This window comes from Synechococcus sp. BDU 130192 (assembly GCF_963876085.1).
GTDB lineage: Bacteria > Cyanobacteriota > Cyanobacteriia > Cyanobacteriales > MRBY01 > MRBY01.
Genome location: NZ_CAWNNO010000009.1, coordinates 1 through 26356 on the forward strand (window position 1 = coordinate 1; position 26356 = coordinate 26356).

Sequence of the window (26356 nt, forward strand, 5' to 3'; positions counted from 1 at the left end):
GTCAGGGGAGAGCTTGCCATGGGAACTCGCTAAACTGCTGTTGCCGCTATGCTACTGTGAACTATCCAAATTTTTACGGTTTTTTTACAGAATATTTCTCCAGGAAAATTGAGCAATAAAAAACCCCACCGGCTGGCAGGGTAATTCTAAAATTTTATGTTCTCAGTATTCAGCTTTTAAAGATTGAGGCTGAATATGGCCTAGCGGATATATTCTTTCAGGATGCTGTTGCGGTTCGGGTGACGCAGTTTACGCAGCGCTTTTGCTTCGATCTGACGAATCCGTTCACGGGTTACGTTAAAAATTTGGCCAATTTCTTCGAGGGTTTTCATGCGGCCATCATCCAAGCCATAACGGAGACGGAGGACATCACGCTCACGGGCACTGAGGGTATCAAGTACATTTTCAAGATCTTCCCGCAGGAGGCTCTTGGAGACTTGATCCTCGGGGGTTTCCCCATCGGCTTCGATAAAGTCACCCAAGCGAGAATCTTCTTCTTTACCAATCGGCGTTTCGAGGGAGATCGGTAACTGGGCAGACTTGGCGATGAAGCGCAGTTTTTCGATGGTCATTTCCATGCGCTCAGCAATCTCTTCCTCGGTGGGTTTGCGGCCTAATTCCTGGGAAAGAATCTTGGTGGTTTTTTTGATGCGGGAAATGGTTTCGTAGAGGTGAACAGGCAGACGAATGGTACGGGATTGATCGGCGATCGCCCGCGTAATCGCCTGACGAATCCACCAGGTCGCGTAGGTAGAGAACTTGTAACCCTTCTCATGGTCAAACTTTTCGGCGGCACGGATCAGACCCAAAGAACCCTCTTGGATCAAGTCCTGAAACGAAAGGCCGCGGTTCATATACTTTTTCGCAATGGAGACCACCAGACGGAGGTTTGATTGCACCATTTTGTCTTTGGCACGGCGACCATGGAACAAGCGACGCCGAAAATCTTTGAGGGGCATCCCAGCGGCTTCGGCCCACTCTTTGTCCGTAGGAACGCGAGACTCATGCTCGGTGAGTTGTTCCCGCATCCGCTCTAGTTCGAGCAAATCAGCAATTTTCCGGGCCAGCTCAATTTCTTCTTCAGCCCGCAGCAGACGAATCCGGCCAATTTCTTGGAGGTAAATCCGAATCGAGTCTTCGGTGTAGGGTTTTTTCTTGGTGGCAGTTTCCTTACGACGACTGGTTTTTGCTTTCCGACTTTTTTTCGTGGGGAGGGTAAGTTCTACATAGTCGGTACCTTCTTTAATTTGCGCTTCCGCAAGGGCACTGTAATCAATATCACCCTCATTCCGAGTCTGATCCAGTACGGGGTTCGTCGCTTGGGTCATGCCTATTTCCTCTTGTTCGTTTAAAAAAGCAACTAAATGGACATTCAATGGGGACTTCTAGCAAACAGAATGATTCTGTCGAAGTCGAGGTCTTCCCTACCAAAGGATATGTTTGATAGAAAAAAACTGTGGGTTTTGATTGTACTAGTAGATGGGAACTTTCCTGCTACCTTTTGGGGGTTTTATTCCGTCTCTAAAACTAGTCAAAATCTGTAATGAGCTTCTCCGACGAGATAGCTTGGAGCAAATCCTTAGCCATTTTAGTGAATTTGTCTTTTATTGCCCACATGGTTATAGCAAAATCTGTAAACTTCGCCCACCCATAGGTTTTTGTTAAGTACAAATATTCTAGTGCCCAAGTAAAGCGACTGATGGATGGCGATCGCCTCTAGCATCGCCAGTCGCAAAAACTACTTCAGGTGGGATGCAACCTTTGTCAAGGGCTATCCAGAAACTTGATGCTAATAGGTTAACTGATCTTTTCTGAAAATGTTCACCATGGGCAAAATTTTCTGCGCTAAAGGTTTTCAAACCGAGACATCTGTGCTTTGGTAATGCGATCGCCGCAAGATTTCCATGCCAATGATTCACAGCCTCCAGCGTTTTTGATCATCCACTCAAGAAAGGTATGCTGCAAAGCCCGTCTCGAAGCGATCGCCCCATGTTGGTGGGGAAAGATTCTGCTATGGTATTAAACCAGTTTAACCATCAAAACTTCTGGTTGACGGTTTTCCCAGATCCCTATTTCTAAAAACATCTCAGGCCATATGAAATCCTATCTCGCGGCAGCGATCCAAATGACCAGTAAGCCCGACTTAGACCACAACTTGGGCGAAGCAGAAGACTTGATTCAATTGGCTGTCAACCAAGGGGCGAAACTTGTGACGCTTCCGGAAAATTTTTCTTTCCTCGGCGAAGAAGCCGCTAAGCTTGCCCAAGCCGATATCATTGCCCAAAAAAGCGAAAAATTTCTCAAGACTATGGCCCAGAGATTTCAAATCACCCTCCTCGGTGGTGGTTTTCCGGTGCCTGGCGGTGACAATAAAGTCTTTAACACGGCCCTGTTGATTTCCCCTGATGGCCAAGAATTAGCCCGCTATCACAAGGTGCATTTGTTTGATGTGAATTTGCCCGATGGGAATACCTACAAAGAATCAAGCACAGTCCAGGCGGGCGATGCACTTCCCCAAATCTTTGCTTCGCCGGAGTTGGGCAAAATCGGTTTATCCGTTTGTTATGATGTGCGCTTTCCGGAGCTATATCGTTCGTTATCAAAGCAAGGAGCCGATATTCTTTGCATTCCTGCTGCATTTACCGCCTATACCGGTAAAGATCACTGGCAAACCTTGATTCAAGCCAGAGCCATTGAAAATACCTGTTATGTAATCGCACCAGCACAAACAGGCAACCATTACGGCATGCGTTATTCCCACGGCCACGCGATGATCGTCGATCCTTGGGGAACTGTGCTGAATGATGCGGGCGTTCACCCAGGGGTGGCGATCGCCGAAATTAATCCAAATCGCCTAGCCCAAGTGCGCCGTCAAATGCCCTCCCTCGAACACCGGGTTTTCGGTTAGGCTGCAACCAAGACAGCGGTGGGCTTTGGTAAAGTTTCTCCTGCCGCTTCGTAGTCTTCAATTAAGCTTTCTAGGCATTCAACACCATTTTGAACAGCTTCTTGATAACTCTCACCATGGGTACGCCAGGTTTGACCAATAAAATCCGGAAAGCCAACCAGATAACAATTATCAGGGTCACTCCACTGAATTACCATTTGATATTTGAGTTTATCCATCGTCTTTTGCCTCGTTAACCTGTTGAATGGCATCTAGAATAGTTTGTTCCTGATAGGGCTTTGCGTCTGTTCCATCTTTTCCGGCTAAGGTGATCCTGCCTGCATATTTTGGATGTGTCCAGTTGGTATGACTTCCTTTGCCTGGTCGCATCGTAAATCCAGCCCGACGCAAGAGTTTTTTTAACTCACGAATCTTTTTAGGCATCCTTCACTGCTTATATTTTAGGTGTCAGCATGATTAATTGTCTGGCCTGGAGCGATCGCCCTAGATCTAACCCGACTCCCAGAGCTTGGGAAATTTCACCAAGCGTTTTTGTGCCGTCGCAAGCCTGCATAAACTGAAACTCAGTGTCGTTGAGGCTAACGAGTTGGTAGTCGTAGTCAAAGAGAGACTGGCTAGGCCAACCGTTCAGACAAGGATGAACCTCTGCTATTGCTTGGGCAAGAGTTTGATCGTCAGACCAATCCATTTTTGCCAGGGGCGGTTTGCAGAGGAAAAATTCGTAGTGGCTAATGGTGGTATCCAACAATTCGATTAAACGATAACGGGAACGCTCATCTAAGTTTTTTGCCCGCTCGATTAACTCTGGTTCCTTACCCACGAGTCGCTCTAGATCCCAAAACTGTGGATTAGAAAAGCCAACAAATTCTAGTTCTGACGCATCAATGAGTTCAAATAAAGTCTTGATGTTGTAGTCCACTTCCTGGGGATGGACATACATATCTGCAAAGGATGCATCCCGGTGATTTTCTAAAGACCAGCGTTCTTTGTCGTATTGAACGAGGCGATTATTTTCTGGTAGGTTCGCGAAAATTTGGCGGCCTACTTTAACTCCGTCAATATAGTCACCGCGCTTATCGGCCTGCAAAATGGCGATCGCCTCTTGCATCAGTTGAATTTCCCAACGGCCCAACTCCGCATAGACAAAAATATGGAAAATGCCGCCGGGGGCTAGTTTTTGCGCGAGGGCTTGAATTCCCTGAATTGGGTCGGGCATATGGTGCAAGACGCCGACGCAATTGATTAGATCAAATTCCCCTTCTAGTTCCGTTGCCTGTTCAATAGGTAAACGCTTAAAGGTGACTGGTGCGGTGTGGTGATCGCGTACCCCAGACTGTTGACAGCGTTTTTCGGCAACTTCTAAGGCCCCTTCACTGAGGTCAATGCCGACAATTTCAGCGGCTGGGTTTAAATGAATTAAATATTCCGTACCGACTCCCGTACCACAACCAGCATCGAGGATGCGAATTTTATCGGTGCTCGGTTTACGTCCAGTGCAAAAGTTGTAGGCGGCCTGCCAATGCCAACGCCAGTTATACCCTGGGGGCGGTTCATCCAACAGCGGCTCCGGCGGAAAAGGATAGGTATTGTAGAGATTTCGGACGGCTTGTTGGCGATCGCTAGGGTGAGTCATAGAGGGAAGGTCGCAAATAGATTAACTGGCTTGAAAACAGTACAGGTCACATTGTGCAACCTTGATCCCCAGTTTTTCTGAATTTTTGACATACTTCTTAATAAATTTCGTGTCCGGGCCGGAAACGTTCTACCCTAAAGTCTAGCTAACTGATAAACATCTCATTTAATAAAGCATTTGGGAGAAGCGATCGCCAAAGGGAACCCGAAAACTCTTGCTGACTTTCTCCCCAATTTCGCTATAAATTGAACATTTTTGATTGGAGATAGTTGAAAATCCATGACGATTAAGGCCAGCGGTGGAAGCTCTTTAGCTCGCCCCCAGTTATATCAAACCGTTCCCCTCTCCAACATTTCCCAGGCAGAGCAACAGGATCGCTACCTGGAATCTGGAGAACTAACGGCACTGAGAACGTTTTATGACTCTGGACTCAAGCGTTTGGCGATCGCCCAAGCGATTAAACTGAGTTCCCAGCTCATCGTCTCCCGTGCCGCGAACCGGATTTTTGCCGGTGGATCCCCTCTTGCTTACCTCGACCAACCGGAAACCGATACCGATGACAGCGATCTCGGCGTTTCCATGGCCGTCGGGGATGCCAGTGGCGCCACAGGGATCTTTGGTGGTGTCAAAAATTTGTTTCTCGGTTCTGGTGGCGGTAAGATTCCCGCTGGTTTCCGGCCAATCAGTGTTTCCCGTTACGGCCCCCGCAACATGACCAAGTCCCTGCGGGATATGGCTTGGTTCCTCCGCTACACTACCTATGCCATTGTGGCCGGGGATCCGAGCATCCTCGTGGTCAACACCCGTGGTCTAAAAGAAGTCATCGAAAATGCTTGCTCCATTCCGGCGACCATCGTGGCGATCCAGGAAATGAAAGCGGCTTCTTTGGATCTGTTCCGGGGCGATCGCGAAGCCCAAGAAACCGTGGTTCAGTATTTCGACGTGTTAATCACTGAAATGCAGACCCAAGTGCCCAACGATAAATTGCGCCAACGGCCTTCCATCGATGCCCAGGGTTTACAACTGCCCCAGAGCTACTTCAACGCCGCCGAAAAGCGTCAGAAGTTCGTGATGAAGCCTGGCTTGTCTGCCCTAGAGAAAAACTCAGTCGTCAAAGCCGCCTATCGCCAAATCTTTGAACGAGACATTACACGGGCCTACAGCCAATCCATTTCTTACCTTGAATCCCAAGTGAAAAATGGCGACATTTCCATGAAGGAATTTGTCCGTCGCTTGGCGAAATCCCCCCTTTATCGGAAGCAATTTTTTGAACCTTTTATCAACAGCCGAGCTTTAGAGCTTGCTTTCCGTCACATCCTCGGTCGTGGCCCCTCTTCCCGCGAAGAAGTCCAAGAATACTTTGCCATTGTCTCTAGCGGTGGTTTAGCAGCCCTGGTCGATGCTTTGGTTGATTCCCAAGAATATGCCGATTATTTCGGGGAAGAAACCGTGCCTTACCTCCGTGGTTTAGGCCAAGAAGCCCAGGAATGTCGTAACTGGGGCATGCAACAGGATCTGTTTAAATACAGCGCACCTTTCCGCAAAGTCCCTCAATTTATCACGACCTTCGCCAGCTATAATCAACCCCTACCGGATCAGCACGTATATGGCTCTGGTAACGATGCCTTAGAAATTCAATTTGGGGCAATCTTCCCGAAAGCAACCCGGAGTCCCAGCGCCAGCCCTGCTCCCTTTAATAAAGATACCCGGCGGATCTTGATTCACCGTGGCCCTGGCATTAACAACCAACTAGGTAATCCCCGTGCCCGCGCCACACAACCCGGCAGCCTTGGAGCCAAGGTATTCCGTCTCAATAACGAACTACCGTCAGGTAAGACTACCAACGTTAGTTTCTCGGAAAGTGCGACCCAAAAGGTCATTGAAGCGGCTTACCGTCAGGTCTTCGGTCGGATGGTCTATGCTGGCCAACGCCAGAAAGTGGCAGAGATCAAGCTCGAAAATGGTGAAATTACCCTGCGGGAATTCATCCGGGCCTTGGCAAAATCTGATGTTTTCCGGAATACTTACTGGTCTTCTCTATACGTAACCAAGGCTGTGGAGTACATCCACCGTCGTCTGTTGGGTCGTCCCACCTATGGTCGTCAAGAAATCAACAACTACTTTGATACCTGTGCGAAAAAAGGCTTCTATGCGTTGGTAGATGCGATCATTGATAGTAAAGAATACGAAGAAGCTTTCGGTGAAGATACAGTTCCCTACGAACGCTATCTGACTCCCGGTGGTTATTCGCTGCGTCAGACTCGCCCCGGTGCGCTCCGTGAAGATGTAGGGGCTAAGGTTCAGGTTGAGAAGACAGCTCGCTTTATTGAGTTGGGTACTTCTAGCACGAAGAATCTACCGGTGACGGATGTGGATGCTCGCCTCAAGCAAGGGGTTAACGTCCAACGTCAGCAAACGAAGGCCTTTAAACTCACGGATACCTTCAACAAGGTCGAACTGAAAACGGCGATCGCCGCGGCTTACCGTCAGATCTTTGAGCGGGACATCGAGCCCTATGTTGTCGATGCGCAATTTACTGCCCTCGAAAGTAAGCTGGGCAACCGCGAGATCAACATGAAGGAATTCATCGAAGGTCTGGGTTGTTCTGAGCTGTACCAGAAGGAATTCTATACTCCCTACCCCAACACGAAGGTGATTGAAATGGGAACGAAGCATTTCCTTGGTCGAGCTCCCTTAGATCAGCAGGAAATCCGTAAGTATAACCAAATCCTTGCTTCCCAAGGTCTGAAAGCCTTTATCGGCGCGATGGTTAACAGCATGGAGTACCTCGATAACTTCGGTGAGGATACGGTACCCTTCCGTCGCTTCCCGACTTTACCGGCGGCAAACTTCCCCAATACGGAACGACTCTACAACCAACTCACGAAGCAAAATCGTGATCTTGTAGTACCGAGCTTTGAGCCTGCGGTAAAACGCTAAAACACGAAAATTCGGTTAAGACCATAAAAACTGCCCCCCTTTCAAAATTAAGAGAGGAGGGCAATTTTTTAATTAGTTTTTTAGAGGATTATTTTGGGAAACCGACGGTTATTGATACTACTGGGAAATTTGTAAAACGTAGGGAGCGCGACCTGCATTGCCAGCTTGTTCAAAGTTGCCGATAAAGACTTGGTAGCGGCCTGGATTCCAAACACCAGCAATTTCGGCAGGAATCCCGCTAAAAGGATCGGCGATCGCACAGAAGGGATCTGCACTGGGATCATCGGCATTTTTGATCAGAAGCGTAAAGGGTCTGGAAACGCCACCGTTAGGATCGACGACGCTGAGATTGAGAGACATCAGGCCATTGCCATTAATGCGAAAGGTGTGGTTAGGGCGATTGGCAATCCAGCCACAAAAGTTACTATTGGTTGGCCCCCCAGCCTGGCCGGTGATTGTCCCGTTAAAGACTTCATTGGAGGTAATGGCTCCGTTAGCGGCGATCGTAAAGGTTTCCGGGCCGGCGATCGCCCCTTGAATACCACCAAGACCAGCAGCAATGGTCAGGAGCGTTGTTGCCCCAATAATGGTCGGTGCATAAAATTTTGTCATGGCTGTCCCCCTCCCCAGTTGGGTTATACCGTCAGAGGCTCCCTCGATAAAGTGAGCGTCTAGGCTCTATGAAAGAAAAGATTCCAGGAAAGTTCCACTACTGCTGTTTTGTGAAGGCTTGTTAAGCAAAAAGGACCTGAAACAGCGATGGCGATCGCCACCTTTAAGATCGATACCAAGCAAAAATAAACCATGGTTGAACATGGGAAGATTCGCAATTTGCCAATCGAGCGGTACCATTTTAAAGGGTTTGAGCGAAATTTCCCGTCACCTTATCATAAACAATTTGATCACCCTCCCCCAAAAGGAGCCGATTAGTAAGCATCTAAGGAGAAAATCCATGAGTCGCGTGTATGTCTTGCTGTTTAATGCCCGGACAGAAAATGAAGGGATTCACACACTCCAAACTGGCGATCGCAACAAAATTTTAATGTTTGAAGATGAAGATGACGCCACCCGGTTTGGGCTAATGTTGGAGGCCCAGGATTTCCCGCCCGTCTCCATCGAAGCCATGGATGAAGAAGACATTATCGAGTTTTGTCGGGATGCAGATTATGATTGGCAACACGTTGCCGCCGGTGAATTAGCCACGCCCCCCGAAGCGAATGTGACAGATTTAGCTTGGGATCCAGAGGGAAAGCAACAGCCAGCAGAGCAAGCCACAGCGTCAGAAAATGATTTGTCGGATACAGAATTAGACCGCATTCGACGTCAATTAGAAGGGCTTTTGTAGTGTATTTGGGAATAGATTAGATTGACAGCATCTTAAGGCCCAAGGCGATCAAAACCCCACCGCCAAAAAATTCTACCTTTTCACCTAAGTGCCCGGAAATGAGTTTGGCACAAAATAGGCCCCCATAGGTGGCACAAAAAGCAGCCAAGCCAATGCTGAGGGAGTAGGGCACAAGCGGTTTACCAATGAGGCCGAGGGAAACGCCCACCCCCAAAGAATCGATGCTGGTGATGCTAGAAATAAACAAAATTTTCCACAGGCTATGGATTTTGACGGATTCACCATCGTCATCGCCTGGCTTGGTTCGCATTTCTTGGTAAGCGTTGTAGCACATATGTCCACCCACCAAAACCAATAGGGCAAAGGCCACCCAATGATCGTAGGCCATAATTATAGTCTGGGCAAAACGTCCCAAAATGAAGCCGAGGGCGATCGCCACCCCTTCAGAAAGCCCCGAACTGAGCGCAAAAAATAAAGCCCGTTTTCCAGAAAAGTGGCGAATACCAAGGGCTAAGGCGGCGGAAAAAGAGTCAATACTGAGGACAAGGGCGAAAATAATAATGTCTGATTCAAAACCCATAAATGCCGTGGTGATCGCCAACTCGAAAGGAATGCATTTATTACTATAAACGAAAAATCGTGGGTCGATTTATCATAGTTTTTTCATTGTTTCCGAGTTCCACAAAATTATTTAAAAAATTCTTCCCAAAAAAGTAATTGCCTACAAATAAATCCTAATCCTCGTGAGACTGAGCGAAATAATAATCTGCTTTTTACTTGGAAAATGACGACTCTAGACTTATAAAAATCGGGTCTAAATAATCATTATATTGAGAGCATTTTAAGGCCCATAGCAATCAGAATACCACCGCCAAAAAACTCTACCTTTTCCTTTAATTGACTAGAGATTAATTGTGCGCAAAATAAGCCCACATAAGTAGCAAAAAAGGCTGATACTCCGATCCCCAGGGAATAGGGAATTAAGGGTTTGCCCATTAAACCAAGGGAAATACCAACCCCCAAAGAATCAACACTGGAAATGCTAGAGACTAGGAGGATTTTCCAAAGGCCATGAATTTTTCTGGATTCATCATCATCGCCTGGGAGTTTTTGCATTTCTCGGTAGGCGTTGTAGCACATGTGAACACCGATGAGGATCAAGAGAATAAAAGCAATTCCTTGATCATAGAAGGTGATGTATTGGGCGAAATTACCCAGGAGAAAACCGAGGGAAATAGCGCCGCCACCGGAGAAACCTGAACTGAGCGCAAAAAATAAGGCCCGCTTGCGGGAAAAATGGCGTGCTCCTAGTGCAAGGGCGACGGAAAAACAGTCAATACTCAGCACTAGGGCAAAGAGAAGAATATCTAAGTCAAAGTCCATGAAATCCCCTATGGGTACTTCCCTAAAAAGATTATGGCGATCGCCATCAACAAAAAAACAAAAAATTGAATTATTTGATTCTTATTTCCTACGAGTCTTAAACCTTAAAAAGCGGCTTTTAAATTCTCAGAAAGATAATCTGCTGTGGCTTCAACTAAGGCGATCGCATTTTCATAGAACATCCGCGTCGGGCCAAGCACCGCAACACTGCCAACGGGCGTTTTTTCCTGGTAATAATATGTGGAAATAAGGGCGCAGGTTTTCATGGGTTCTAGGGGATTTTCGGTGCCGATGTGAATGAGCGTCGGGCGATCGCCTGGTAAACCACTAAAAACCACCGGGAGTAGCTGTTCTTGTTTCGCCTCTAGCAAGTGCAATAGGGTTTGTAACTGCTCAATTTGGGAAAACTCAGGTTGCCGCAGCACTTCCGAAATGCCCCGTACCAGAATTGGCGTCGCAATCGTATTAGGCACAATCTGAGCAATCTTACCCAAAATCGTCTCCAATAACAGCTGACAATGGTGAAAGTCTTCGTCTAAAGCCTGGGGATCAAGGCTGGCAATTTCTTGGAGCGATCGCCCCTGGAGATGGTGATTTAAAAAATTCGATAGAATCTCTAGCTCATCGGGGTCACAGTCCAGGGTCAAGGACAACGATTGGGGTTGATAACTATCCGTCACCACAATCATCATCACCTTCTGATCCCCCAGGGGGAGCAACTGCAGATAGCGTAGGCGAGCATGGTTTTGATGGGGCACCGTGATTAGAGCAATATAACCACTTAACGTCGCCAGGATTTGCGTTGCTCGCTGGAGGGTCGCTTCTAGTCCCCAATACTCTGCAGCGGTCTGTTCCTGTAACGTTTGGCTCGCTCGTTTGCGGGTCTGGGAATTGGGGGTGACGAGCTCGTCCACATAAAAGCGATAGCCGGAATCAGAGGGGACTCGTCCCGCCGAGATGTGGGGTTGATACAAGAAACCTGCCTTTTCCAACTTGCCCATCACATTACGAATGGTGGCAGAACTGACCTGAAAGTCATATTCCTCCACAAGGGTTTTGGAGCCTACGGGTTCCGCTGTGGAAATGTAATGGTTGACCGTTGCTCGAAAAATATTTTGGTGACGGGGATTAAGAATTTTCTGAGCAACCATACGCCGACAGTAGTGCTTTCAATAACTAAGAAATATAAAAAAATAGTAAAAAAACTTGGCTTAACTTAAGAAAGATTTAAGGTCTAAGTTTGGGTTAGTATAGCTCATTCTTCCCTAGTAGCGCGGTAGGCTTTGATCCACAGAGAGGGTGTAAAGGTGAATCCCACCTTCAATATTGATCACTTGGGTAAAACCTTGTTGTTGCAGCCAATAACACATTTGCGCCGAACGTACACCGTGGTGACAAAGCACATAGGTTTCTGCCTGGGGGTCAAAGTCCACGGCAATGCGGGCAGCCCATTGTTCAAATTGACTCAGGGGTAAATTGGTAAAGCCTGGGAGAGCGACAATCTCTAGCTCATCGGGCTCACGCACATCAATGAGTTGCAAAGATTCGGTCGTGGCGACGCGCTGGGCAAAAACTGTGGGACTGACGGCCTGGAGTTGTGGGTTAGAACTAGGGTTGGTCATGGTCAAGCTACTGATAAAAAATTAAGAGGTGAGCATTTCTAGCATTTTCTGGCTGCGTTTGGGAATGCCAAGGCTGAATTGCTAGGGGATCTTCACCTTAGGGGGGTTCAAAGTTAAGGAGTATTGCAGTTCCCCCGGAGAGTCGGTCAAGAAAATTTGGGAATGGTACAAGTAACGTTAGAGGCGTTAGATCTTCTGTCCCACTTTTTGAAGATGGTACAGGGTAAAGCATTCTGCTTGGCGATCGCCTTTATTCTGCGTTAACGATTTATAAATATTGCATTTTTTAAGAAACAGCCATTAATTTTTTTGAGTTTGTATGAACTTTGCAAATTTTCCGTGGTTATCCACGATTATTTTATTTCCCATTATTGCGGCATTATTTTTGCCCCTCATCCCCGACAAAGATGGGAAAACAGTGCGCTGGTATGCCTTGACCATTGGCTTAATCGACTTTGTGATCATCGTGACAGCCTTTTACACGGGCTACGATTTTGGCAACCCGAATCTGCAACTGGTAGAGAGCTATACCTGGGTCGAAGCAATCGATCTGCGCTGGTCAGTGGGGGCCGATGGCCTTTCCATGCCCTTGATTCTTCTCACGGGTTTTATCACCACTTTGGCGATCTTGGCGGCCTGGCCCGTAAGCTTTAAGCCAAAGCTATTTTATTTCCTGATGCTGCTGATGTATGGCGGTCAAATTGCTGTCTTCGCCGTGCAGGATATGCTGCTGTTTTTCTTTACCTGGGAACTAGAACTGGTTCCGGTTTATCTGATTCTGTCCATTTGGGGTGGCAAAAAACGGCTCTATGCCGCAACGAAATTCATCCTCTACACCGCTGGCGGTTCGTTATTTATTCTGATTGCCGCCCTGACCATGGCCTTTTATGGGGATACGGTCACCTTTGATATGACGGCGATCGCCCAGAAAGACTTTGGCATTAACCTCCAACTGCTGCTTTATGGCGGCCTTCTTATTGCCTACGGGGTGAAGTTACCGATTTTCCCTCTGCATACCTGGCTCCCCGATGCCCACGGTGAAGCCACGGCCCCGGCCCACATGCTCCTCGCCGGAATTCTCCTAAAAATGGGCGGCTATGCCCTACTGCGGATGAATGCGGGGATGCTCCCCGATGCCCATGCCCTGTTTGGCCCGGTGCTCGTGATCCTCGGAGTCGTCAATATCGTTTATGCGGCTCTAACTTCCTTTGCTCAACGTAATCTCAAACGAAAAATCGCCTATTCCTCCATTTCCCACATGGGTTTTGTGCTAATTGGGATGGCTTCGTTCACTGATTTGGGGACGAGTGGTGCAATGTTGCAGATGATTTCCCATGGGCTCATTGGGGCGAGTCTCTTCTTTATGGTTGGTGCCACCTATGACCGTACCCACACCCTGATGCTCGATGAAATGGGTGGGGTCGGCAAAAAAATGAAGAAAATCTTTGCGATGTGGACGACCTGCTCGATGGCTTCCTTGGCACTGCCGGGGATGAGTGGTTTTGTTGCTGAATTAATGGTATTCGTCGGTTTCGCCACCAGTGATGCCTATAGCCCTACTTTCCGGGTGATCATTGTTTTCCTCGCGGCAGTGGGCGTCATTTTAACGCCGATCTATCTGCTTTCGATGTTGCGAGAAATCCTCTACGGCCCTGAAAACAAAGAGCTTGTGGCGCATGAAAAACTGATCGATGCTGAACCCCGCGAAGTCTTTGTGATTGCGTGCTTGTTGATTCCGATTATTGGGATTGGTCTGTATCCGAAGGCTGTGACCCAGATCTATGCTTCTACCACAGAAAATCTAACGGCGATCCTGCGCCAATCGGTGCCAAGTCTTCAGCAAACGGCACAGGCACCTAGCTTAGATGTTGCGGTTCTGCGTGCCCCAGAGATTCGCTAATCGTTCAAACTTGAGTCCATAATTTTTGCAAGGCGGTGTGTTAATGGGCACCGTCTTTTTTGTTAAGAAGATAGCGACGGCAATGGCAGCCTAACCACTCACAGAGAAGGTATCAGTTTCGCCGTACCAACCCGCTAAACTCTGGCCAGAAGCGACGGTGTAGGGAAGTGGGCAACCTTCTAGGGCTTCGCGCTCCGTTAAGGGGGTTTCGTCGATGAGGCTATAGTCTGGCTTCACGTAGGCGTGTTTTGTTTCGTCGTAGGCTAACACTTCGCCATTTTCGATGTTGTAGATCCAGCCATAGATTTTCAGCTTGCCCTGGTGGAGCCGCGATCGCACTACGGGATAGGTTTTGAGATTATCAATCTGGACAAGAACATTTTCTGCAACGAGGGTTTCGACCAGTTCTTCCCCTTCACAGTGGGGGTAAGTATCCCGGACGAGACGACGGGTGGCTTCGGCGTGCTTGAGCCAATCGTAAACCAAAGGCATATCCGCTTGGAGTTTGTTGAGCTTGAGCAACCCCTTCATCGCGCCACAGTGGGAATGGCCACAGACAATAATTTGCCGAATATCGAGGCCTTGGAGAGCATATTCTAGGGTGCCCCCTTCGCCACCATTGGCCGCACCATAGGGAGGAATAATATTTCCGGCATTGCGGATGACGAAGATTTCACCAATATCCGTTTGGGTAATCAGCGCCGGGTCAACGCGGGAATCGGAGCAACAAATGAACAGAACGCGGGGCTTTTGGCCGTGGGAAAGTTGTTCAAAAAGATCCTGGTGGCTCGCAACATAGCTTTGCTTAAATTTGTCCAGGCCGCGAATAAGTTTTTTCACTGTTCGATCGTCCGATGTCAAAACGAGGTGACTACTGAGGGATCATAGTAAACCAAAACAATCCATTTAGATAAATGAGGATGGCACATATTTTTCATAAGGTATACCAATCACCTGGGGAGATTTTTGGCGATCGCCGACTCAATAATCCCGTTAATTTCCCCCCTAGATGCCGCTAAAATAAGCTTGATTTAATCGGTCGAGCCTATGCCGGATTTAGCCATCCCCATCCTCAACGTTCAACACTTGACCCGGCGCTTCGGGGGCTTGGTGGCGGTGCATGATGTGTCTTTTCAGGTGGCCCCAGGGGAAATTTTCGGCTTGATTGGGCCGAATGGGGCGGGCAAAACAACTTTTTTTAATCTGTTGACCGGGATGATTCCCCCTTCCCAAGGAAACATTCTGTACCAAGGCCGCAAGATTCACGGTCTGGCTCCCCACCAAATTGCGGCCTCTGGTATTGCGCGGACGTTTCAAAATCTGCGCTTGTTTGGAAATTTGTCGGCCCTCGAAAATGTGGCGATCGCCCGCCATCTGCACCAAAAAAACAACATTTTTGAAGGAATTTTAGGTTTACCCAAAGCGAAAAAAGCTGAGCAAGAAACCTACGACCGAGCGAAGGAATTGCTAGATTTGGTGGGCTTAACTGGAAAATACCGTCAACAGGCAAAAAATTTTTCCTATGGTGATCAGCGGCGTTTAGAAATTGCCCGCGCCTTGGCTCTAGAACCCCAGCTTTTACTCCTCGATGAACCCGCTGCCGGGATGAACCCCAACGAAAAAGGCGCTTTGAGTGATTTGATTCGACAAATTCGGGCGCAATTTGACCTGACGATTCTGTTGATTGAGCACCATATTCCCCTGGTGATGGGACTGTGCGATCGCCTGGCGGTGTTGGATTTTGGCGAACTGATTGCCCTCGGTTTGCCAGAGGATGTAAAGGCAGATCCAGCGGTGATTGAAGCGTATTTGGGGGATGAGTAAATGTTGGAACTCATTGATGTCTCAGTCAATTACGGTGGTATCGAAGCCCTGAAAAATATCCACTTATCGGTCAATGCCGGGGAAATTGTCACCCTGATCGGCGCGAATGGAGCAGGAAAAACCACCACTCTCAAGGCCATTTCGCGGCTGGTCAATCTCCGCCAAGGCCGAATTCTGTATCACGGCACCGAGATCACCAAAAGTGCCCCCCATGCCGTTGTCAGGGCTGGCATTGCCCATAGTCCAGAGGGAAGACGAATTTTAGCGCGGCAAACAGTTTTAACGAATTTGGAATTGGGGGCCTACACGCGCCAGGATCGGTTAGGGATTAAAGCAGATCTCGAAAAACAATTTGCCATTTTCCCGCGCCTCGCAGAACGGAAAAATCAAATTGCGGGCACCCTCAGCGGTGGGGAACAACAAATGTTGGCGATCGCCAGGGCGGTGATGGGGCGGCCAAAACTTTTACTCCTTGATGAACCGAGTCTGGGTTTAGCGCCCCAAATTGTGAAGGAAATTTTTCAGGTGATTCAACAACTCCACGCCGATGGCACCACGATTCTTTTAGTCGAACAAAATGCGAGTCTGGCCCTCGAATGTAGCGATCGCGCCTATGTTTTAGAAGCGGGTTACCTTAAAATTAGCGGCAACGCCCGGGATCTACTCACCGATGAACGGGTTAAAGCAGCCTATCTTGGCTAGGTAGGTGCTCACTTCTTCCCTGCGGTACCCATTGTGAAAGCTGTTCGTTTTGTTCCCCTGCGCCCCAAGGCTTGGCAGAAGGTCATTCGTTTATTTTTCGCCACGGCGATCGCCTTGATCTTGGTGCGAAATGCGTTGCCTTTGATCAGACAGATTAGCTTTTTTGGCCTGTACCAAGTCGCCACCCCAGAGAAAGTTGTTGCTTTGACCTATGATGACGGCCCGGCACCGCCCTATACCGAAGCGATTTTAGAGATTCTCAACGACTACCAAGCGAAGGCCACCTTCTATGTGGTGGGGCAAAATATCGAACTCTATCCAGACACCATCCGCCAAACCATCGCCGCTGGCCATGAACTGAGTAACCATTCCTACGAACACAAATACATGGCCTTCCGTTCCTGGGACTACATCACCAACGAAGTGGACAAAACGGATCAACTGCTGCGGAATTTGGGGGTCACGGGCCAGATCGATTTTCGGCCGCCCTGGGGTCGTCGTTTTCTTCTGCTTCCCCTTTATCTCCATCAGCAACAGAAACGCCTCGTGATTTGGGATGTGGATTCTTTTGATTGGGAAATTGAGGCTAGTCCTACGGACATTGCGGCACGGGTCATTGGGGCTGTACAACCCGGATCGATTGTTTTGATGCACGATGGTGGTGGCGATCGCCAACGCACCGTAGAAGCGACAGATTTGATTTTGAGTCAGTTGACCGAAGCTGGCTATCGCTTTGTGACCGTGGCTGAACTCTTTGAATTGTCCTAAAAAAATTAAGCCGATTGCACCGAATCTATTTCCCCCTGCAAAGGACAAACGCAAGTCTCTTGTTCCAACCATTGGGAGCCAACTTGATGGAGGGCGGTCATCACCGGCTGAATTTCTCGTCCCTTTGCTGTTAACGAATATTCCACCCGGGGGGGGATCTCTGCGTAAATGCGCCGTTCCACCAGGCCATGGGCTTCTAGTTCTCGCAGGCGCACCATTAACGTTTTGGTACTGATCCCCGGTAAAGCCTTAAGCAGTTCATTGGTGCGGCGATCGCCTGTAAAAAGCTCCCGCAACACTAAAATTGACCATTTATTTCCCAACAAATCCACCACAAATTGGATCGGACATTGGAAATTAACATCATTACAAGGGTTGGGGTCAGTCATTGGCCAAACATACTTCATTGCTAAAACTTTAACATTTCTTCAATGTCCCCGGAATCCTAACAAAGGCAACATTTTTTTACCCCAGGTAACTATAGGCTAGCCGGAGAAACCCTCTTGAAACTTCAGGATAATTCCGAAAAGATGAATCCCAGAAAGATTTAAAAAACACCTTTTAATCAGCCTATGGTTACGCTCACTGACCAGCCGAGTCCAGAACTTCTCAGACCAGGGGTTAAAAAACCAGTTCAAGAAACCCTCCTAACACCCCGCTTTTACACCACGGATTTCGATAAAATTGCCAACATGGTGCTCTCTTCCCACGAAGAAGAAATTTTGGCGGCCCTCGAAGAATTGCGGGCCGATTATAACCGCAACCATTTCATCCGTGACGAAAGTTTTGAGCAATCTTGGGATCATTTTGATGAAAAAACTCGCAGCATTTTCATTGACTTTTTAGAACGTTCTTGTACTTCTGAGTTTTCTGGCTTTCTTTTATTTAAAGAGCTTTCCCGCCGCCTCCGCGATCGCAGTCCGATTTTGGCCGAAGCTTTTCACCTGCTGGCCCGGGATGAGGCACGCCATGCGGGATTTATCAACAAATCAATGGTGGACTTTGGGCTTTGTTTAGACCTGAAATATCTCACCCAAAAACGAACCTATACTTTCTTTCCGCCGGAGTGGGTAATTTATACCGTTTACCTGTCAGAAAAGATTGGCTATTGGCGTTATATCCTCGTGTATCGCCACCTGGAGAAACACCCAGAACACAATATTTATCCGCTGTTTAAGTATTTTGAAAGCTGGTGCCAGGACGAAAACCGCCACGGAGACTTTTTTAAAGCCCTATTGCGATCGCAAAAATCCCTCTGGAAAACTTGGCAATCTCGCTTGTGGTCGCGCTTTTTCTTGTTAACGGTATTTGTCACCCATTCCCTGACGACCCTGGAGCGGTCTGATTTTTACGAGATGATTGGCCTTGATGCCCACCAATACAATCGGGACGTGATTCGCAACACCAACGAAACGTCTCTACGGGCTTTCCCGGAAGTGCTCGACACGAACCATCCGCAGTTTTTCCCCCGCTTAGAAGCCTGCGCCGCCGCCAATGAGCACCTAAAGGCGATCGCCACCAACGGCAACCCCAAAGTGATTCAGTTTTTCCAAAAAATCCCCTGGATCACCAACATCGTTTGGCATATGGCTTTGATCTTCTTCACCAAGCCTGTGGATGCCGAAGCCCTACGGGCCGAGGTTCACTAAAAATTCCCCTCAGCATTTTTCCGCTTATTTACCCCATGGAGTAGCCATGACGACCCTATCCCAACGCCTCCGCTTTGGTACCCAAACCTCCCATACCCTCTCAGAAAATACAGCTTTTATGAAGTGCTTTTTGAAAGGCATTGTGGAGCGGCAACCCCTCCGGAAATTGATGGCCAATTTGTATGCGGTCTATTACACCCTGGAGACGGCTTTTGAACAGTACAAAGACCACGAAATTCTAGGGGAAATCTATTTCCCGGAGTTGAACCGAGTGCCCCATCTGGAAGAGGATCTTGCCTTTTACTACGGTGAGCATTGGCACAGGCAACTGGAACTACTCCCGGCGGGTAAAGTCTACCAAGCGCGCTTACAAGAACTGGCCGCCACTGATCCGCTGCTCCTGATTGCTCATGCCTATGTGCGCTATATGGGAGATCTGTCTGGGGGTCAGAGTTTAAAGAATATTATCCGCTCGGCCTTAGCGTTACCCGATGGTCAGGGCACCAGATTTTATGAATTTGACTCTTGGCCGACCCCAGGCGATCGCCGCAATTTCAAGTTGCAATATCGAGACGCCCTGGATCGGTTGAATTTAGACGAAGAAACCATCCAAAAGATTATCAACGAAGCCAATTATGCCTTTGCCCTCAACCGGGATGTGATGCACGAGTTGGAGCCAGACGTAAAGGCTGCCATCGGCGAACACACCTTTGATTTGTTAACTCGCCAAGACCGCCCGGGCAGTACCGAAAACCGCGATCGCCAGCCCGATGATCCGGCCCTTATCGCGTCTTCCTAGAACCAGTTTTAATCCTCTATTCCTACGAGTTTCCCCGAGCGCTTTTAAGTATCGTTTGAAAGCATTATTTCTCACTGAGATTAGAAGTGCTAGGGGATTTTTTTTGAAAAATCAACTTTAATTAATCTCTTTTTCCGATGAATTTAGCCTGTCAAAATGTCCGCTTTAATGGGCCGCTCCTCCAAAAATATAATCAAGCGGTTCCCCGCTACACCAGTTACCCTCCCGCAACGGAATTAACCCCTGATTTTGAGGGGAATCTTTTCCGCCAGGCGATCGCCATGGGGAATTATAAAAAAACGCCCCTTTCCCTCTACTGCCACATTCCCTTTTGTGAAAAGCCCTGCTATTTCTGTGGCTGCAATACGATCATTACCCAGTACAAACCGGCGGCGGCTACCTATCTGGACTACCTGATTCGTCATATTCAACAGGTTGCCCCCCTCGTCCAAGGCGATCGCCTGGTGCAACAACTCCACTGGGGTGGCGGCACACCCAATTATTTAAACTTGGAGCAAGTGACGCGTTTGTGGCAAACCCTCCAGGACAATTTTCAATTTGCGCCCGATGCGGAGATTTCCATCGAGATCAACCCCTGCGAGGTGAGTCGCGAGTATATTTTTGCCCTGCGCCAACTGGGGTTTAAGCGGATCAGCTTCGGCATCCAGGATTTTAACCCCCAGGTGCAAGCGGCGGTAAATCGCATCCAACCGGAGGAAAAACTCTTTGAGGTGATGGCCTGGATTCGGGAAGCAGGTTTTGAAAGCGTCAATGTAGATTTAATCTACGGCCTGCCCTACCAGACCCTGGCGACGTTTACAGAAACTGTCCAGAAAACGATCCAACTGAACCCCGACCGCATCGCCGTCTTTAGCTTTGCCTATGTGCCCTGGTTGAAACCTCTGCAAAAACGGATGCCCGAAGCGGCGATGCCCCCCACCGCCGAAAAGCTGGAAATCCTCAAGATGACGATCGCTAACCTCACTTACCACGGTTATGTATTCATCGGCATGGATCACTTTGCCAAGCCCAACGACGAATTGGCGATCGCCCAACAGGCCGGGGAATTGCACCGGAATTTCCAAGGCTACACCACGAAGCCGGAATCGGATCTTTTAGGGTTTGGCATGACTTCGATCAGTATGCTCCAGGATGTGTATGTCCAAAACCACAAACGCTTAAAAGATTTTTACGCGGCCATTGATCAACGGGTTCTCCCCATCGAAAAGGGTGTCCAGCTCACCCAGGATGACCTGATTCGCCGCACCGTGATTATGGAATTAATGTGTCAGTTTCGCCTGTCGGCCCCGGCGCTGGAGAACAAATATCACCTGGGCTTTGATTTGGACTTTAACGACTATTTCCAAGCCGAATTGAATGCTTTAAATGATTTGGAAGCCGATGGGTTGATTCACCGTTCCGGGGATGGCTTCCAGGTGACGCCCAGCGGTCGGCTCTTGATCCGCAATATTGCGGCGGTGTTTGACACCTACCTACAACACAAAACTGAGAAAACTTTCTCCAAGGCGATTTAGCGATCGCCACCGTTTCCCCTGGGGCGGATCATCAACCGGGTTCGCCCCATTGTCTTGTTTTATTGTTTGAGAATTCATGACCCAATCTGTGCAACAACTCCCCCAAAAACCAACCCTAGACTGGGTTGCCGTGTTCTTTTTTGGCGCGGTTCATCTCCTGGCCCTTGGTTTGGCCCCCTTCTTTTTCTCTTGGTCGGCGATCGCCGTTTGTCTGTTTCTCCACTGGCTCTTTGGCAGTATTGGCATTTGTTTGGGCTACCATCGCCTCTTGAGCCACCGCAGTTTCAAAGTCCCGCAATGGCTGGAATATACCCTGGCGTTTATCGGTGCCCTTGCTCTCCAGGGTGGCCCTATTTTTTGGGTGGCGGGCCACCGGCTGCACCATGCCCACACGGAAGATGAAGTTAAAGACCCCTATTCCGCAAAACGGGGTTTTTGGTGGAGCCATATGCTCTGGATTTTCTACCCCGATCAACAATTTTTTGATGCTGACCAATACAGCCGCTATGCCCAGGATCTCGCGAAACAGCCCTTTTACCGTTGGCTAAACCGCAATTTCCTACTGCTACAAATTCCCTTGGCGATCGCCCTTTATCTCCTCGGCGGTTGGTCTTGGGTCGTGTATGGGATGCTGGTGCGGGCGGTGTTGCTATGGCATAGCACCTGGTTTATCAACTCTGTCACCCATGTGTGGGGCTACCGCAGTCACGCAAGCGACGATAATTCCCGCAATCTCTGGTGGGCGGCAATTCTCACCTATGGCGAAGGCTGGCATAACAACCACCATGCCTATCCCAATGTGGCGAAAGCCGGTTGGCGCTGGTGGGAAATCGATGTTACCTGGTGGGCCATCTGGCTCCTACAACGGCTTGGTCTCGCCACGAAAGTCATTTTGCCGCCAGCCGTCGTCACAGAATAAATTTGCGTTTGATCATTACCGCCAATTCAAAAAAATAACCCCCCATTTTCCGTTTGGCATGGGGGATTTTTGTAGCAATATCAATCGTGGTTAGCCTAGCGAATCCCAAGCAATTCCACATCAAAGATCAAAGTGGCATTGGGGGGGATCACACCACCAGCACCACGGGAACCATAGCCCAGTTCCGCGGGAATAATCAGCGTGCGCTTACCACCAGGCTTCATGGTAATGACACCTTCGTCCCAACCTTTAATCACTTGCCCAACACCGATCACAAAAGAAAAGGGTTCATTGCGCTTGACGGAGCTGTCAAACACGTCGCCGTTTGTCAGTTTGCCAGTGTAATGAACCGTCACCATTTCCCCTTCCATGGGGGATGCCCCTTCACCGACAACTTCATCGATGTACTGGAGGCCGGATTCGGTTGTGACTGCTTTTGATAAATCAATATCCATATCTTTGAGTTCCTCGGTGGGATTGGCGGCAATTTGTACCACTGGACTGGTCGAGTCGAGTTCAGCGGCGATCGCCGTTTGGCTGGTCCCATTAAAGACCGCAGACAAGATTAACATAACCCCACAGATAACGATGACCCCAAAACTAAGCCAAATTTCTCGCATGGATGTTCATTCACTCCCAGATTTACAAACAGTGTGCATTGCTTTCCTATCTTACCGGGCCTATCGCCACTGCTTATTTTCCAGTTCGCGCACCTGCCGCTCTAAACGATCAATGCGACCGCGCAGTTCATCCATTTCTGACTGACGAGGCACCCCAAGATCCCGCAAAATATTCCGCACCTGCCGCTCGAAATAAGCCTCTGCATTGCCCTGTTCGAGTTTGAGTTGGTTCATCATGTCATCGAGCATTGTTTTGGCCTGCTCTGGGTTGATCGTCCCTTCTTTTACCCACTGGTCACTGGCTTCTTTGACTTTTTCGGCGACGATCGAGGTGGTCCCAATCCCAATCATCAGCATTTGTTGCAGGAAGTTGTTGTTGTCCATGGTGTAGTCTGTCTCGTCTTCAGTATGGGTTTCCCTAAATGGTTTCAACCTTAAGCTAGAATAGCTTAGCGAATTTGAACCTAGTTATATTCTAATGATGCCTGCTTCTTCTGAGTCCCCCCGGATTGCCACCGTTGCCCGGGTGACGGGTGAAACCAATGTGAAAGTAACAGTAAATCTGGATGGGACCGGCAAGTGTGAGGTGAATACTGGAGTGCCCTTCCTCGACCACATGCTGCATCAGCTTTGTTCCCATGGTCTATTGGATCTGCACATCCAGGCCCAAGGGGACTATGAGATTGACGACCACCACACCAACGAGGATGTGGGCATTACCCTGGGGATGGCGATCGCCAAAGCCATTGGTGAGCGCAAAGGGATCCAGCGGTTTGGTCATTTTGTCGCGCCCCTCGATGAGGCCTTAGTACAGATCGCCTTAGATTTTTCTGGTCGGCCCCACCTCAGCTATGGTTTAGAAATCCCCACGGAACGGGTCGGCACCTACGATACCCAACTGGTGCGGGAATTTTTTGTGGCGATCGTCAACCATGCCCAAATGACGATCCACGTGCGCCAACTAGACGGTATTAATTCCCACCACATCATTGAAGCGACTTTTAAAGCCTTTGCCCGGGCGATGCGCATGGCCCTGGAAATTGACCCCCGTCGAGCGGCAACGATCCCTAGTTCTAAAGGGGTTCTTTAGGCTCTTTCTAAAATTTTTATTCCCAACATTTGCAAGCAAATTTTCACAGCTAAAGTGTATTGGGGCATTGCTTCGCTCCTCTCCCCTTGCGGAAAGGTTAAGGTACACTTTTCTGAAGAATTGGCTCATTTAATCAAGAATGCTCACGGAAAACCCACCTACCTCTAGTCCGAAAGCTACCCGTCGTCTTTGGCTTGCGGCGATTAAACCCCCCATTTATACGGTGGCGGTGACCCCTGTGATCGTGACAACGGCAGCGGCCTATGGGGAATTTGGGGTGTTTGACCCGGTGCGGTTTGGGCTTTTCCTGGGGGCGGCAATTTGCTTAATTGCTTGGATGAATCTCAGTAATGATGTGTTCGACGCGGACACGGGCATTGATGTCAATAAAGCGACTTCGGTGGTCAATCTCACGGGCGATCGCCAACTGGTTTTTGGCATTGCCCTCGGTTTTTTGGGTCTGGGAATCACCGGAATTGCCCTAATCAGCTATCTCCAGCAGGATTGGATGGTGTTTAATTTGTTGCTCCTGGCAACGGCGATCGCCTATACCTACCAGGGGCCACCGTTTCGGTTGGGTTATCTCGGCATTGGCGAGTTTGTCTGTTTTCTCGCCTATTGGATTACGGGGTTGGGAGTCTTTTATAGCCAAGCCCAAACCCTCACGCTCAATGCGGTCTGGGCCTCGGCTTGGGTTGCTTTGACGACGAGTATTATTTTGTTTTGCTCCCATTTTCACCAGGCCGAAGATGACCTAGCCGCCGGGAAAAAATCGCCCATTGTCCGCCTCGGCACCTACCAAGGGGCGCAGGTATTGACCTACAGCCTGGGAGCCGTTTTAGTTTTGACCTGCCTATTAGTGGCTGTCGGCACCTGGTCGCCCTGGATGCTCCTCACGTTTGCCAGTGCCCCCTTTGCCCTGAGTCTGATCAACCATGTCCGCTTGAACCATGACCAACCCGACAAGGTTAGTAACTGCAAATTTTTTGCGGTCAAGTTTCACTTTGCCAGCGGTCTGTTGTTGGCGATCGCCTATGTTTTGTCCTATTACAACCTCGAATTTCTCAGCGTTACGGGCTTGGGTTATTAGCGATAGTTCGTAAACTGAATCGGCATCGGGAAATCTAAATCCCGCACCGCCTGCATTACTGCCTGGAGGTCATCCTTTGACTTGCTCGAAATGCGGACAGCATCTCCTTGGATCGAAGCCTGCACCTTTTTAAAATCTGTTTTGACCATCTTGGTGATTTTCTTCGCATCATCCTTAGAAATGCCCTGGCGCAGGGTGATCACTTGGCGCACACGGCCACCACTGGCGGATTCTGCCTCGCCATAATCAAAAAGTTTCGGTGACAGATTCCGTTTAATGGCCTTGGTGACCAGGATAGTTTGCACTGCATCGAGGGTAAAATCGCTGGCAGTATTAATTGTGATGGTGTTTTCTCCCAGCTCAATGGTGGTCTTGGTATCCTTGAGGTCATAGCGCGTGTTGATGTCCCGGAGAGCTTGATCAATGGTATTGACCACTTCCTGACGATCAAAATCACTCACCACATCAAAGGAATTTGTAGAAGCCATAAAGATACTTAGCTGAATTCAACAGATGAAAATTTCAAGGTTCACATTGGCCTGTAAACGTTGTGCGAGGCCCTGGGGATTTTCCTAGAGGCTTTGGACGGCGATCGCACTCAAGGCAAAAAGCGTAATGTTGGCGATATTTCCCACGGCAAACATCATCGAACGCAATACTGGAATGTTGAGGATGTAAAACAACGGGTAGAGGGTTCTCGCCACCAAAAAGGCGATCGCCGCAATTTTTGCCCAGGGAGAATCCACCCCCGTTACCAACGCAGACAAACAAGCAACACCATAAACCGCCAACGCTTCAAAAGCATTTTGGTGCGCCCAATTGGCCCGCTGCGCATAATCTGGCAATAGATCTACCGTTGCCCTAGGCCGCCGAAACATCTCCAGGCGATCGCTCATTTGACCAGCCAGTTTAACCCGCGCATAGCCCACCACCCCATAGGGCAGATAAACCAGAAATACCGCGCCGATCAACGAATAGATAAGGACAGCAGAAACAGACAGATTCATGGATTAATCCTAAACAACTGGGCAAATGGGTAGCACAAAAAAATTAATCGAAATAGAAGAGGGTGACAAGTTTTCGCTGTTCTTCTGCTTCTTGGCAGGTTTGCAGGAGGGTGTCACTGTCATGGAACGCAAAACAAATAAGCTGTTGGCAGCGGGAAATAATTTCACTATTACACAGGCTGCTGGCTTCTCCCAGAGAAAGTTCATCATTCTCGGGATGCTCTACCAGATGCACGACCTTTTCGAGTTCCACACGGGATTCACGGGGTTGCTTTTCGAGGCTCTGGGGCAGAATTACAGTTAAAAGGCTCGAATCAGCCCGCATTACACCCTTAATCGCCGCTGAGTTTGTCCCCGTTGCGCCGGAGGTGATAATTCGATTTCCCCCTAGGGCTAGGGCATAGCTCATCATTTCGATCAGGTGCTGGTGGGTAATCGGGACATGCCGAGAACCGAGAAGAGCAATGCGCTTAGAGCCAGTTTGTTGAATGGCAGCTAGCTCCTGTGCCAGGGTGTCAAGGGTCGGAATATCTAAAGATTGACTCAAAGATCGTAAGGGGACTCGATAGCCTGAATAATCGATGCCATTTTAATCAAACATCCCTGATAAAGCAATCCTTCT

Annotated in this window: 29 protein-coding genes; 13 read left to right on the forward strand and 16 right to left on the reverse strand. The window is 48.8% G+C overall.

The genetic code is table 11. The features are described 5' to 3' along the window. Nucleotides 1-200: 200 nt before the first annotated feature. On the reverse strand, nucleotides 201-1328 hold the full coding sequence (rpoD, locus tag AACT35_RS03420; RefSeq protein ID WP_012307623.1) for an RNA polymerase sigma factor RpoD: 1128 nt from the start codon (nucleotides 1326-1328) through the stop codon (nucleotides 201-203). Nucleotides 1329-2095: 767 nt separating this feature from the next. On the opposite strand from rpoD, the gene AACT35_RS03425 reads away from it, so the two are divergent. Then, complete coding sequence (locus AACT35_RS03425; protein ID WP_099238812.1) at nucleotides 2096-2908, forward strand: carbon-nitrogen hydrolase family protein; 813 nt, start codon at nucleotides 2096-2098, stop codon at nucleotides 2906-2908. On the opposite strand, the gene AACT35_RS03430 is transcribed toward AACT35_RS03425, so the two are convergent. From AACT35_RS03430 to AACT35_RS03440, 3 genes are read right to left on the reverse strand one after another with little or no spacing between them, the layout of a single operon-like run. After that, nucleotides 2905-3126 carry a type II toxin-antitoxin system HicB family antitoxin gene (locus AACT35_RS03430; RefSeq protein ID WP_030007874.1) on the reverse strand — a complete coding sequence of 74 codons (222 nt, stop codon included), beginning with the start codon at nucleotides 3124-3126 and terminating at the stop codon, nucleotides 2905-2907. The two genes, AACT35_RS03425 and AACT35_RS03430, sit on opposite strands and share 4 nt — an antisense overlap. Continuing rightward, complete coding sequence (locus tag AACT35_RS03435; RefSeq protein WP_030007873.1) at nucleotides 3119-3331, reverse strand: type II toxin-antitoxin system HicA family toxin; 213 nt, start codon at nucleotides 3329-3331, stop codon at nucleotides 3119-3121. Before AACT35_RS03435 ends, AACT35_RS03430 begins: the two co-directional genes overlap by 8 nt. A gap of 10 nt (nucleotides 3332-3341) precedes the next feature. Next, nucleotides 3342-4541, reverse strand: coding sequence for a class I SAM-dependent methyltransferase (locus tag AACT35_RS03440; protein WP_099238814.1), 1200 nt, complete (start codon nucleotides 4539-4541; stop codon nucleotides 3342-3344). A 279-nt stretch (nucleotides 4542-4820) separates the two neighbouring features. Here AACT35_RS03440 and AACT35_RS03445 point away from each other — a divergent pair, with 279 nt between their 5' ends. Further along, nucleotides 4821-7481 carry a phycobilisome rod-core linker polypeptide gene (locus AACT35_RS03445; protein ID WP_099238816.1) on the forward strand — a complete coding sequence of 887 codons (2661 nt, stop codon included), beginning with the start codon at nucleotides 4821-4823 and terminating at the stop codon, nucleotides 7479-7481. A gap of 117 nt (nucleotides 7482-7598) precedes the next feature. Here AACT35_RS03445 and AACT35_RS03450 read toward each other — a convergent pair whose 3' ends face one another. Continuing rightward, nucleotides 7599-8093 carry a hypothetical protein gene (locus AACT35_RS03450; protein ID WP_099238818.1) on the reverse strand — a complete coding sequence of 165 codons (495 nt, stop codon included), beginning with the start codon at nucleotides 8091-8093 and terminating at the stop codon, nucleotides 7599-7601. Nucleotides 8094-8433: 340 nt separating this feature from the next. Here AACT35_RS03450 and AACT35_RS03455 point away from each other — a divergent pair, with 340 nt between their 5' ends. After that, nucleotides 8434-8826, forward strand: a complete 393-nt coding sequence (locus AACT35_RS03455) for a DUF3110 domain-containing protein (protein WP_099238820.1) — start codon at nucleotides 8434-8436, stop codon at nucleotides 8824-8826. A 16-nt stretch (nucleotides 8827-8842) separates the two neighbouring features. Here the strand turns inward: AACT35_RS03455 and AACT35_RS03460 are convergent, their stop codons facing one another. From AACT35_RS03460 to AACT35_RS03475, 4 genes are all read right to left on the reverse strand, one after another. Further along, nucleotides 8843-9427, reverse strand: coding sequence for a manganese efflux pump (locus tag AACT35_RS03460; protein WP_099238822.1), 585 nt, complete (start codon nucleotides 9425-9427; stop codon nucleotides 8843-8845). Nucleotides 9428-9651: 224 nt separating this feature from the next. Continuing rightward, on the reverse strand, nucleotides 9652-10209 hold the full coding sequence (locus tag AACT35_RS03465; protein WP_062435016.1) for a manganese efflux pump MntP: 558 nt from the start codon (nucleotides 10207-10209) through the stop codon (nucleotides 9652-9654). Nucleotides 10210-10313: 104 nt separating this feature from the next. Next, complete coding sequence (hrcA, locus tag AACT35_RS03470) at nucleotides 10314-11360, reverse strand: heat-inducible transcriptional repressor HrcA (protein ID WP_099238824.1); 1047 nt, start codon at nucleotides 11358-11360, stop codon at nucleotides 10314-10316. Between the two features lie 114 nt (nucleotides 11361-11474). Beyond that, nucleotides 11475-11831 carry a rhodanese-like domain-containing protein gene (locus tag AACT35_RS03475; RefSeq protein ID WP_030007866.1) on the reverse strand — a complete coding sequence of 119 codons (357 nt, stop codon included), beginning with the start codon at nucleotides 11829-11831 and terminating at the stop codon, nucleotides 11475-11477. Between the two features lie 319 nt (nucleotides 11832-12150). Between AACT35_RS03475 and AACT35_RS03480 the strand changes: the two genes are divergently transcribed. Further along, entirely contained in the window at nucleotides 12151-13731 is a 1581-nt protein-coding gene (locus AACT35_RS03480; protein ID WP_012307609.1) for an NAD(P)H-quinone oxidoreductase subunit 4, read from the forward strand. A gap of 90 nt (nucleotides 13732-13821) precedes the next feature. Here the strand turns inward: AACT35_RS03480 and AACT35_RS03485 are convergent, their stop codons facing one another. Beyond that, nucleotides 13822-14571: a carbonic anhydrase gene (locus tag AACT35_RS03485; protein WP_012307606.1), complete on the reverse strand. Its 750-nt coding sequence runs from the start codon at nucleotides 14569-14571 to the stop codon at nucleotides 13822-13824. 207 nt (nucleotides 14572-14778) lie between these two features. Between AACT35_RS03485 and AACT35_RS03490 the strand changes: the two genes are divergently transcribed. From AACT35_RS03490 to AACT35_RS03500, 3 genes are read left to right on the forward strand one after another with little or no spacing between them, the layout of a single operon-like run. Next, a complete protein-coding gene (locus AACT35_RS03490; RefSeq protein WP_030007864.1) occupies nucleotides 14779-15555 on the forward strand; it encodes an ABC transporter ATP-binding protein in 777 nt (258 codons plus the stop codon). Continuing rightward, nucleotides 15556-16257 (forward strand): ABC transporter ATP-binding protein, encoded by a 702-nt coding sequence (locus tag AACT35_RS03495; protein WP_030007863.1) that lies wholly within the window; start codon nucleotides 15556-15558, stop codon nucleotides 16255-16257. 33 nt (nucleotides 16258-16290) lie between these two features. Next, complete coding sequence (locus AACT35_RS03500) at nucleotides 16291-17025, forward strand: polysaccharide deacetylase family protein (protein WP_099238826.1); 735 nt, start codon at nucleotides 16291-16293, stop codon at nucleotides 17023-17025. A 5-nt stretch (nucleotides 17026-17030) separates the two neighbouring features. On the opposite strand, the gene AACT35_RS03505 is transcribed toward AACT35_RS03500, so the two are convergent. Continuing rightward, nucleotides 17031-17432, reverse strand: a complete 402-nt coding sequence (locus AACT35_RS03505; RefSeq protein ID WP_030007861.1) for a winged helix-turn-helix transcriptional regulator — start codon at nucleotides 17430-17432, stop codon at nucleotides 17031-17033. Between the two features lie 165 nt (nucleotides 17433-17597). Here AACT35_RS03505 and acsF point away from each other — a divergent pair, with 165 nt between their 5' ends. The 4 genes from acsF to AACT35_RS03525 all read left to right on the forward strand — a co-directional run bounded on the left by acsF (nucleotide 17598) and on the right by AACT35_RS03525 (nucleotide 21927). Continuing rightward, nucleotides 17598-18674 carry a magnesium-protoporphyrin IX monomethyl ester (oxidative) cyclase gene (acsF, locus tag AACT35_RS03510; protein ID WP_099238827.1) on the forward strand — a complete coding sequence of 359 codons (1077 nt, stop codon included), beginning with the start codon at nucleotides 17598-17600 and terminating at the stop codon, nucleotides 18672-18674. 46 nt (nucleotides 18675-18720) lie between these two features. Beyond that, nucleotides 18721-19473 carry a biliverdin-producing heme oxygenase gene (locus tag AACT35_RS03515; RefSeq protein WP_099238828.1) on the forward strand — a complete coding sequence of 251 codons (753 nt, stop codon included), beginning with the start codon at nucleotides 18721-18723 and terminating at the stop codon, nucleotides 19471-19473. Nucleotides 19474-19610: 137 nt separating this feature from the next. Then, complete coding sequence (hemN, locus tag AACT35_RS03520; RefSeq protein WP_099238829.1) at nucleotides 19611-21008, forward strand: oxygen-independent coproporphyrinogen III oxidase; 1398 nt, start codon at nucleotides 19611-19613, stop codon at nucleotides 21006-21008. Nucleotides 21009-21084: 76 nt separating this feature from the next. Then, a complete protein-coding gene (locus AACT35_RS03525) occupies nucleotides 21085-21927 on the forward strand; it encodes an acyl-CoA desaturase (RefSeq protein WP_099238830.1) in 843 nt (280 codons plus the stop codon). A gap of 95 nt (nucleotides 21928-22022) precedes the next feature. Here the strand turns inward: AACT35_RS03525 and AACT35_RS03530 are convergent, their stop codons facing one another. Both AACT35_RS03530 and AACT35_RS03535 read right to left on the reverse strand, forming a co-directional pair. After that, nucleotides 22023-22547: an FKBP-type peptidyl-prolyl cis-trans isomerase gene (locus tag AACT35_RS03530; protein WP_065716749.1), complete on the reverse strand. Its 525-nt coding sequence runs from the start codon at nucleotides 22545-22547 to the stop codon at nucleotides 22023-22025. Nucleotides 22548-22607: 60 nt separating this feature from the next. Beyond that, nucleotides 22608-22931: a phasin family protein gene (locus AACT35_RS03535; RefSeq protein WP_012307595.1), complete on the reverse strand. Its 324-nt coding sequence runs from the start codon at nucleotides 22929-22931 to the stop codon at nucleotides 22608-22610. A 94-nt stretch (nucleotides 22932-23025) separates the two neighbouring features. Here AACT35_RS03535 and hisB point away from each other — a divergent pair, with 94 nt between their 5' ends. Together hisB and menA are read left to right on the forward strand one after the other, a co-directional pair. After that, nucleotides 23026-23637 (forward strand): imidazoleglycerol-phosphate dehydratase HisB, encoded by a 612-nt coding sequence (gene hisB, locus AACT35_RS03540; protein WP_030007855.1) that lies wholly within the window; start codon nucleotides 23026-23028, stop codon nucleotides 23635-23637. A 139-nt stretch (nucleotides 23638-23776) separates the two neighbouring features. Then, the gene (gene menA / locus AACT35_RS03545) at nucleotides 23777-24727 is read left to right on the forward strand and encodes a 2-carboxy-1,4-naphthoquinone phytyltransferase (RefSeq protein WP_099238832.1); all 951 of its coding nucleotides are present in this window, start codon (nucleotides 23777-23779) and stop codon (nucleotides 24725-24727) included. On the opposite strand, the gene AACT35_RS03550 is transcribed toward menA, so the two are convergent. The 3 genes from AACT35_RS03550 to AACT35_RS03560 form a co-directional block, all read right to left on the reverse strand. Continuing rightward, on the reverse strand, nucleotides 24724-25215 hold the full coding sequence (locus AACT35_RS03550) for a YajQ family cyclic di-GMP-binding protein (RefSeq protein ID WP_099238834.1): 492 nt from the start codon (nucleotides 25213-25215) through the stop codon (nucleotides 24724-24726). The genes menA and AACT35_RS03550 overlap by 4 nt on opposite strands. 84 nt (nucleotides 25216-25299) lie before the next feature. Beyond that, nucleotides 25300-25734: an MAPEG family protein gene (locus AACT35_RS03555; protein WP_012307591.1), complete on the reverse strand. Its 435-nt coding sequence runs from the start codon at nucleotides 25732-25734 to the stop codon at nucleotides 25300-25302. Between the two features lie 43 nt (nucleotides 25735-25777). After that, the gene (locus AACT35_RS03560; protein ID WP_012307590.1) at nucleotides 25778-26281 is read right to left on the reverse strand and encodes a hypothetical protein; all 504 of its coding nucleotides are present in this window, start codon (nucleotides 26279-26281) and stop codon (nucleotides 25778-25780) included. Between the last annotated feature and the right edge of the window lie 75 nt (nucleotides 26282-26356).

Bases quoted from the DNA above. Each gene is read 5' to 3' on its own strand.
- rpoD (WP_012307623.1), bottom strand. From the start codon at position 1,328: ATGACCCAAGCGACGAACCCCGTACTGGATCAGACTCGGAATGAGGGT.
- AACT35_RS03425 (WP_099238812.1), top strand. From the start codon at position 2,096: ATGAAATCCTATCTCGCGGCAGCGATCCAAATGACCAGTAAGCCCGAC.
- AACT35_RS03430 (WP_030007874.1), bottom strand. From the start codon at position 3,126: ATGGATAAACTCAAATATCAAATGGTAATTCAGTGGAGTGACCCTGAT.
- AACT35_RS03435 (WP_030007873.1), bottom strand. From the start codon at position 3,331: ATGCCTAAAAAGATTCGTGAGTTAAAAAAACTCTTGCGTCGGGCTGGA.
- AACT35_RS03440 (WP_099238814.1), bottom strand. From the start codon at position 4,541: ATGACTCACCCTAGCGATCGCCAACAAGCCGTCCGAAATCTCTACAAT.
- AACT35_RS03445 (WP_099238816.1), top strand. From the start codon at position 4,821: ATGACGATTAAGGCCAGCGGTGGAAGCTCTTTAGCTCGCCCCCAGTTA.
- AACT35_RS03450 (WP_099238818.1), bottom strand. From the start codon at position 8,093: ATGACAAAATTTTATGCACCGACCATTATTGGGGCAACAACGCTCCTG.
- AACT35_RS03455 (WP_099238820.1), top strand. From the start codon at position 8,434: ATGAGTCGCGTGTATGTCTTGCTGTTTAATGCCCGGACAGAAAATGAA.
- AACT35_RS03465 (WP_062435016.1), bottom strand. From the start codon at position 10,209: ATGGACTTTGACTTAGATATTCTTCTCTTTGCCCTAGTGCTGAGTATT.
- hrcA (WP_099238824.1), bottom strand. From the start codon at position 11,360: ATGGTTGCTCAGAAAATTCTTAATCCCCGTCACCAAAATATTTTTCGA.
- AACT35_RS03475 (WP_030007866.1), bottom strand. From the start codon at position 11,831: ATGACCAACCCTAGTTCTAACCCACAACTCCAGGCCGTCAGTCCCACA.
- AACT35_RS03480 (WP_012307609.1), top strand. From the start codon at position 12,151: ATGAACTTTGCAAATTTTCCGTGGTTATCCACGATTATTTTATTTCCC.
- AACT35_RS03490 (WP_030007864.1), top strand. From the start codon at position 14,779: ATGCCGGATTTAGCCATCCCCATCCTCAACGTTCAACACTTGACCCGG.
- AACT35_RS03495 (WP_030007863.1), top strand. From the start codon at position 15,556: ATGTTGGAACTCATTGATGTCTCAGTCAATTACGGTGGTATCGAAGCC.
- AACT35_RS03505 (WP_030007861.1), bottom strand. From the start codon at position 17,432: ATGAAGTATGTTTGGCCAATGACTGACCCCAACCCTTGTAATGATGTT.
- acsF (WP_099238827.1), top strand. From the start codon at position 17,598: ATGGTTACGCTCACTGACCAGCCGAGTCCAGAACTTCTCAGACCAGGG.
- AACT35_RS03515 (WP_099238828.1), top strand. From the start codon at position 18,721: ATGACGACCCTATCCCAACGCCTCCGCTTTGGTACCCAAACCTCCCAT.
- hemN (WP_099238829.1), top strand. From the start codon at position 19,611: ATGAATTTAGCCTGTCAAAATGTCCGCTTTAATGGGCCGCTCCTCCAA.
- AACT35_RS03525 (WP_099238830.1), top strand. From the start codon at position 21,085: ATGACCCAATCTGTGCAACAACTCCCCCAAAAACCAACCCTAGACTGG.
- AACT35_RS03530 (WP_065716749.1), bottom strand. From the start codon at position 22,547: ATGCGAGAAATTTGGCTTAGTTTTGGGGTCATCGTTATCTGTGGGGTT.
- AACT35_RS03535 (WP_012307595.1), bottom strand. From the start codon at position 22,931: ATGGACAACAACAACTTCCTGCAACAAATGCTGATGATTGGGATTGGG.
- hisB (WP_030007855.1), top strand. From the start codon at position 23,026: ATGATGCCTGCTTCTTCTGAGTCCCCCCGGATTGCCACCGTTGCCCGG.
- menA (WP_099238832.1), top strand. From the start codon at position 23,777: ATGCTCACGGAAAACCCACCTACCTCTAGTCCGAAAGCTACCCGTCGT.
- AACT35_RS03550 (WP_099238834.1), bottom strand. From the start codon at position 25,215: ATGGCTTCTACAAATTCCTTTGATGTGGTGAGTGATTTTGATCGTCAG.
- AACT35_RS03555 (WP_012307591.1), bottom strand. From the start codon at position 25,734: ATGAATCTGTCTGTTTCTGCTGTCCTTATCTATTCGTTGATCGGCGCG.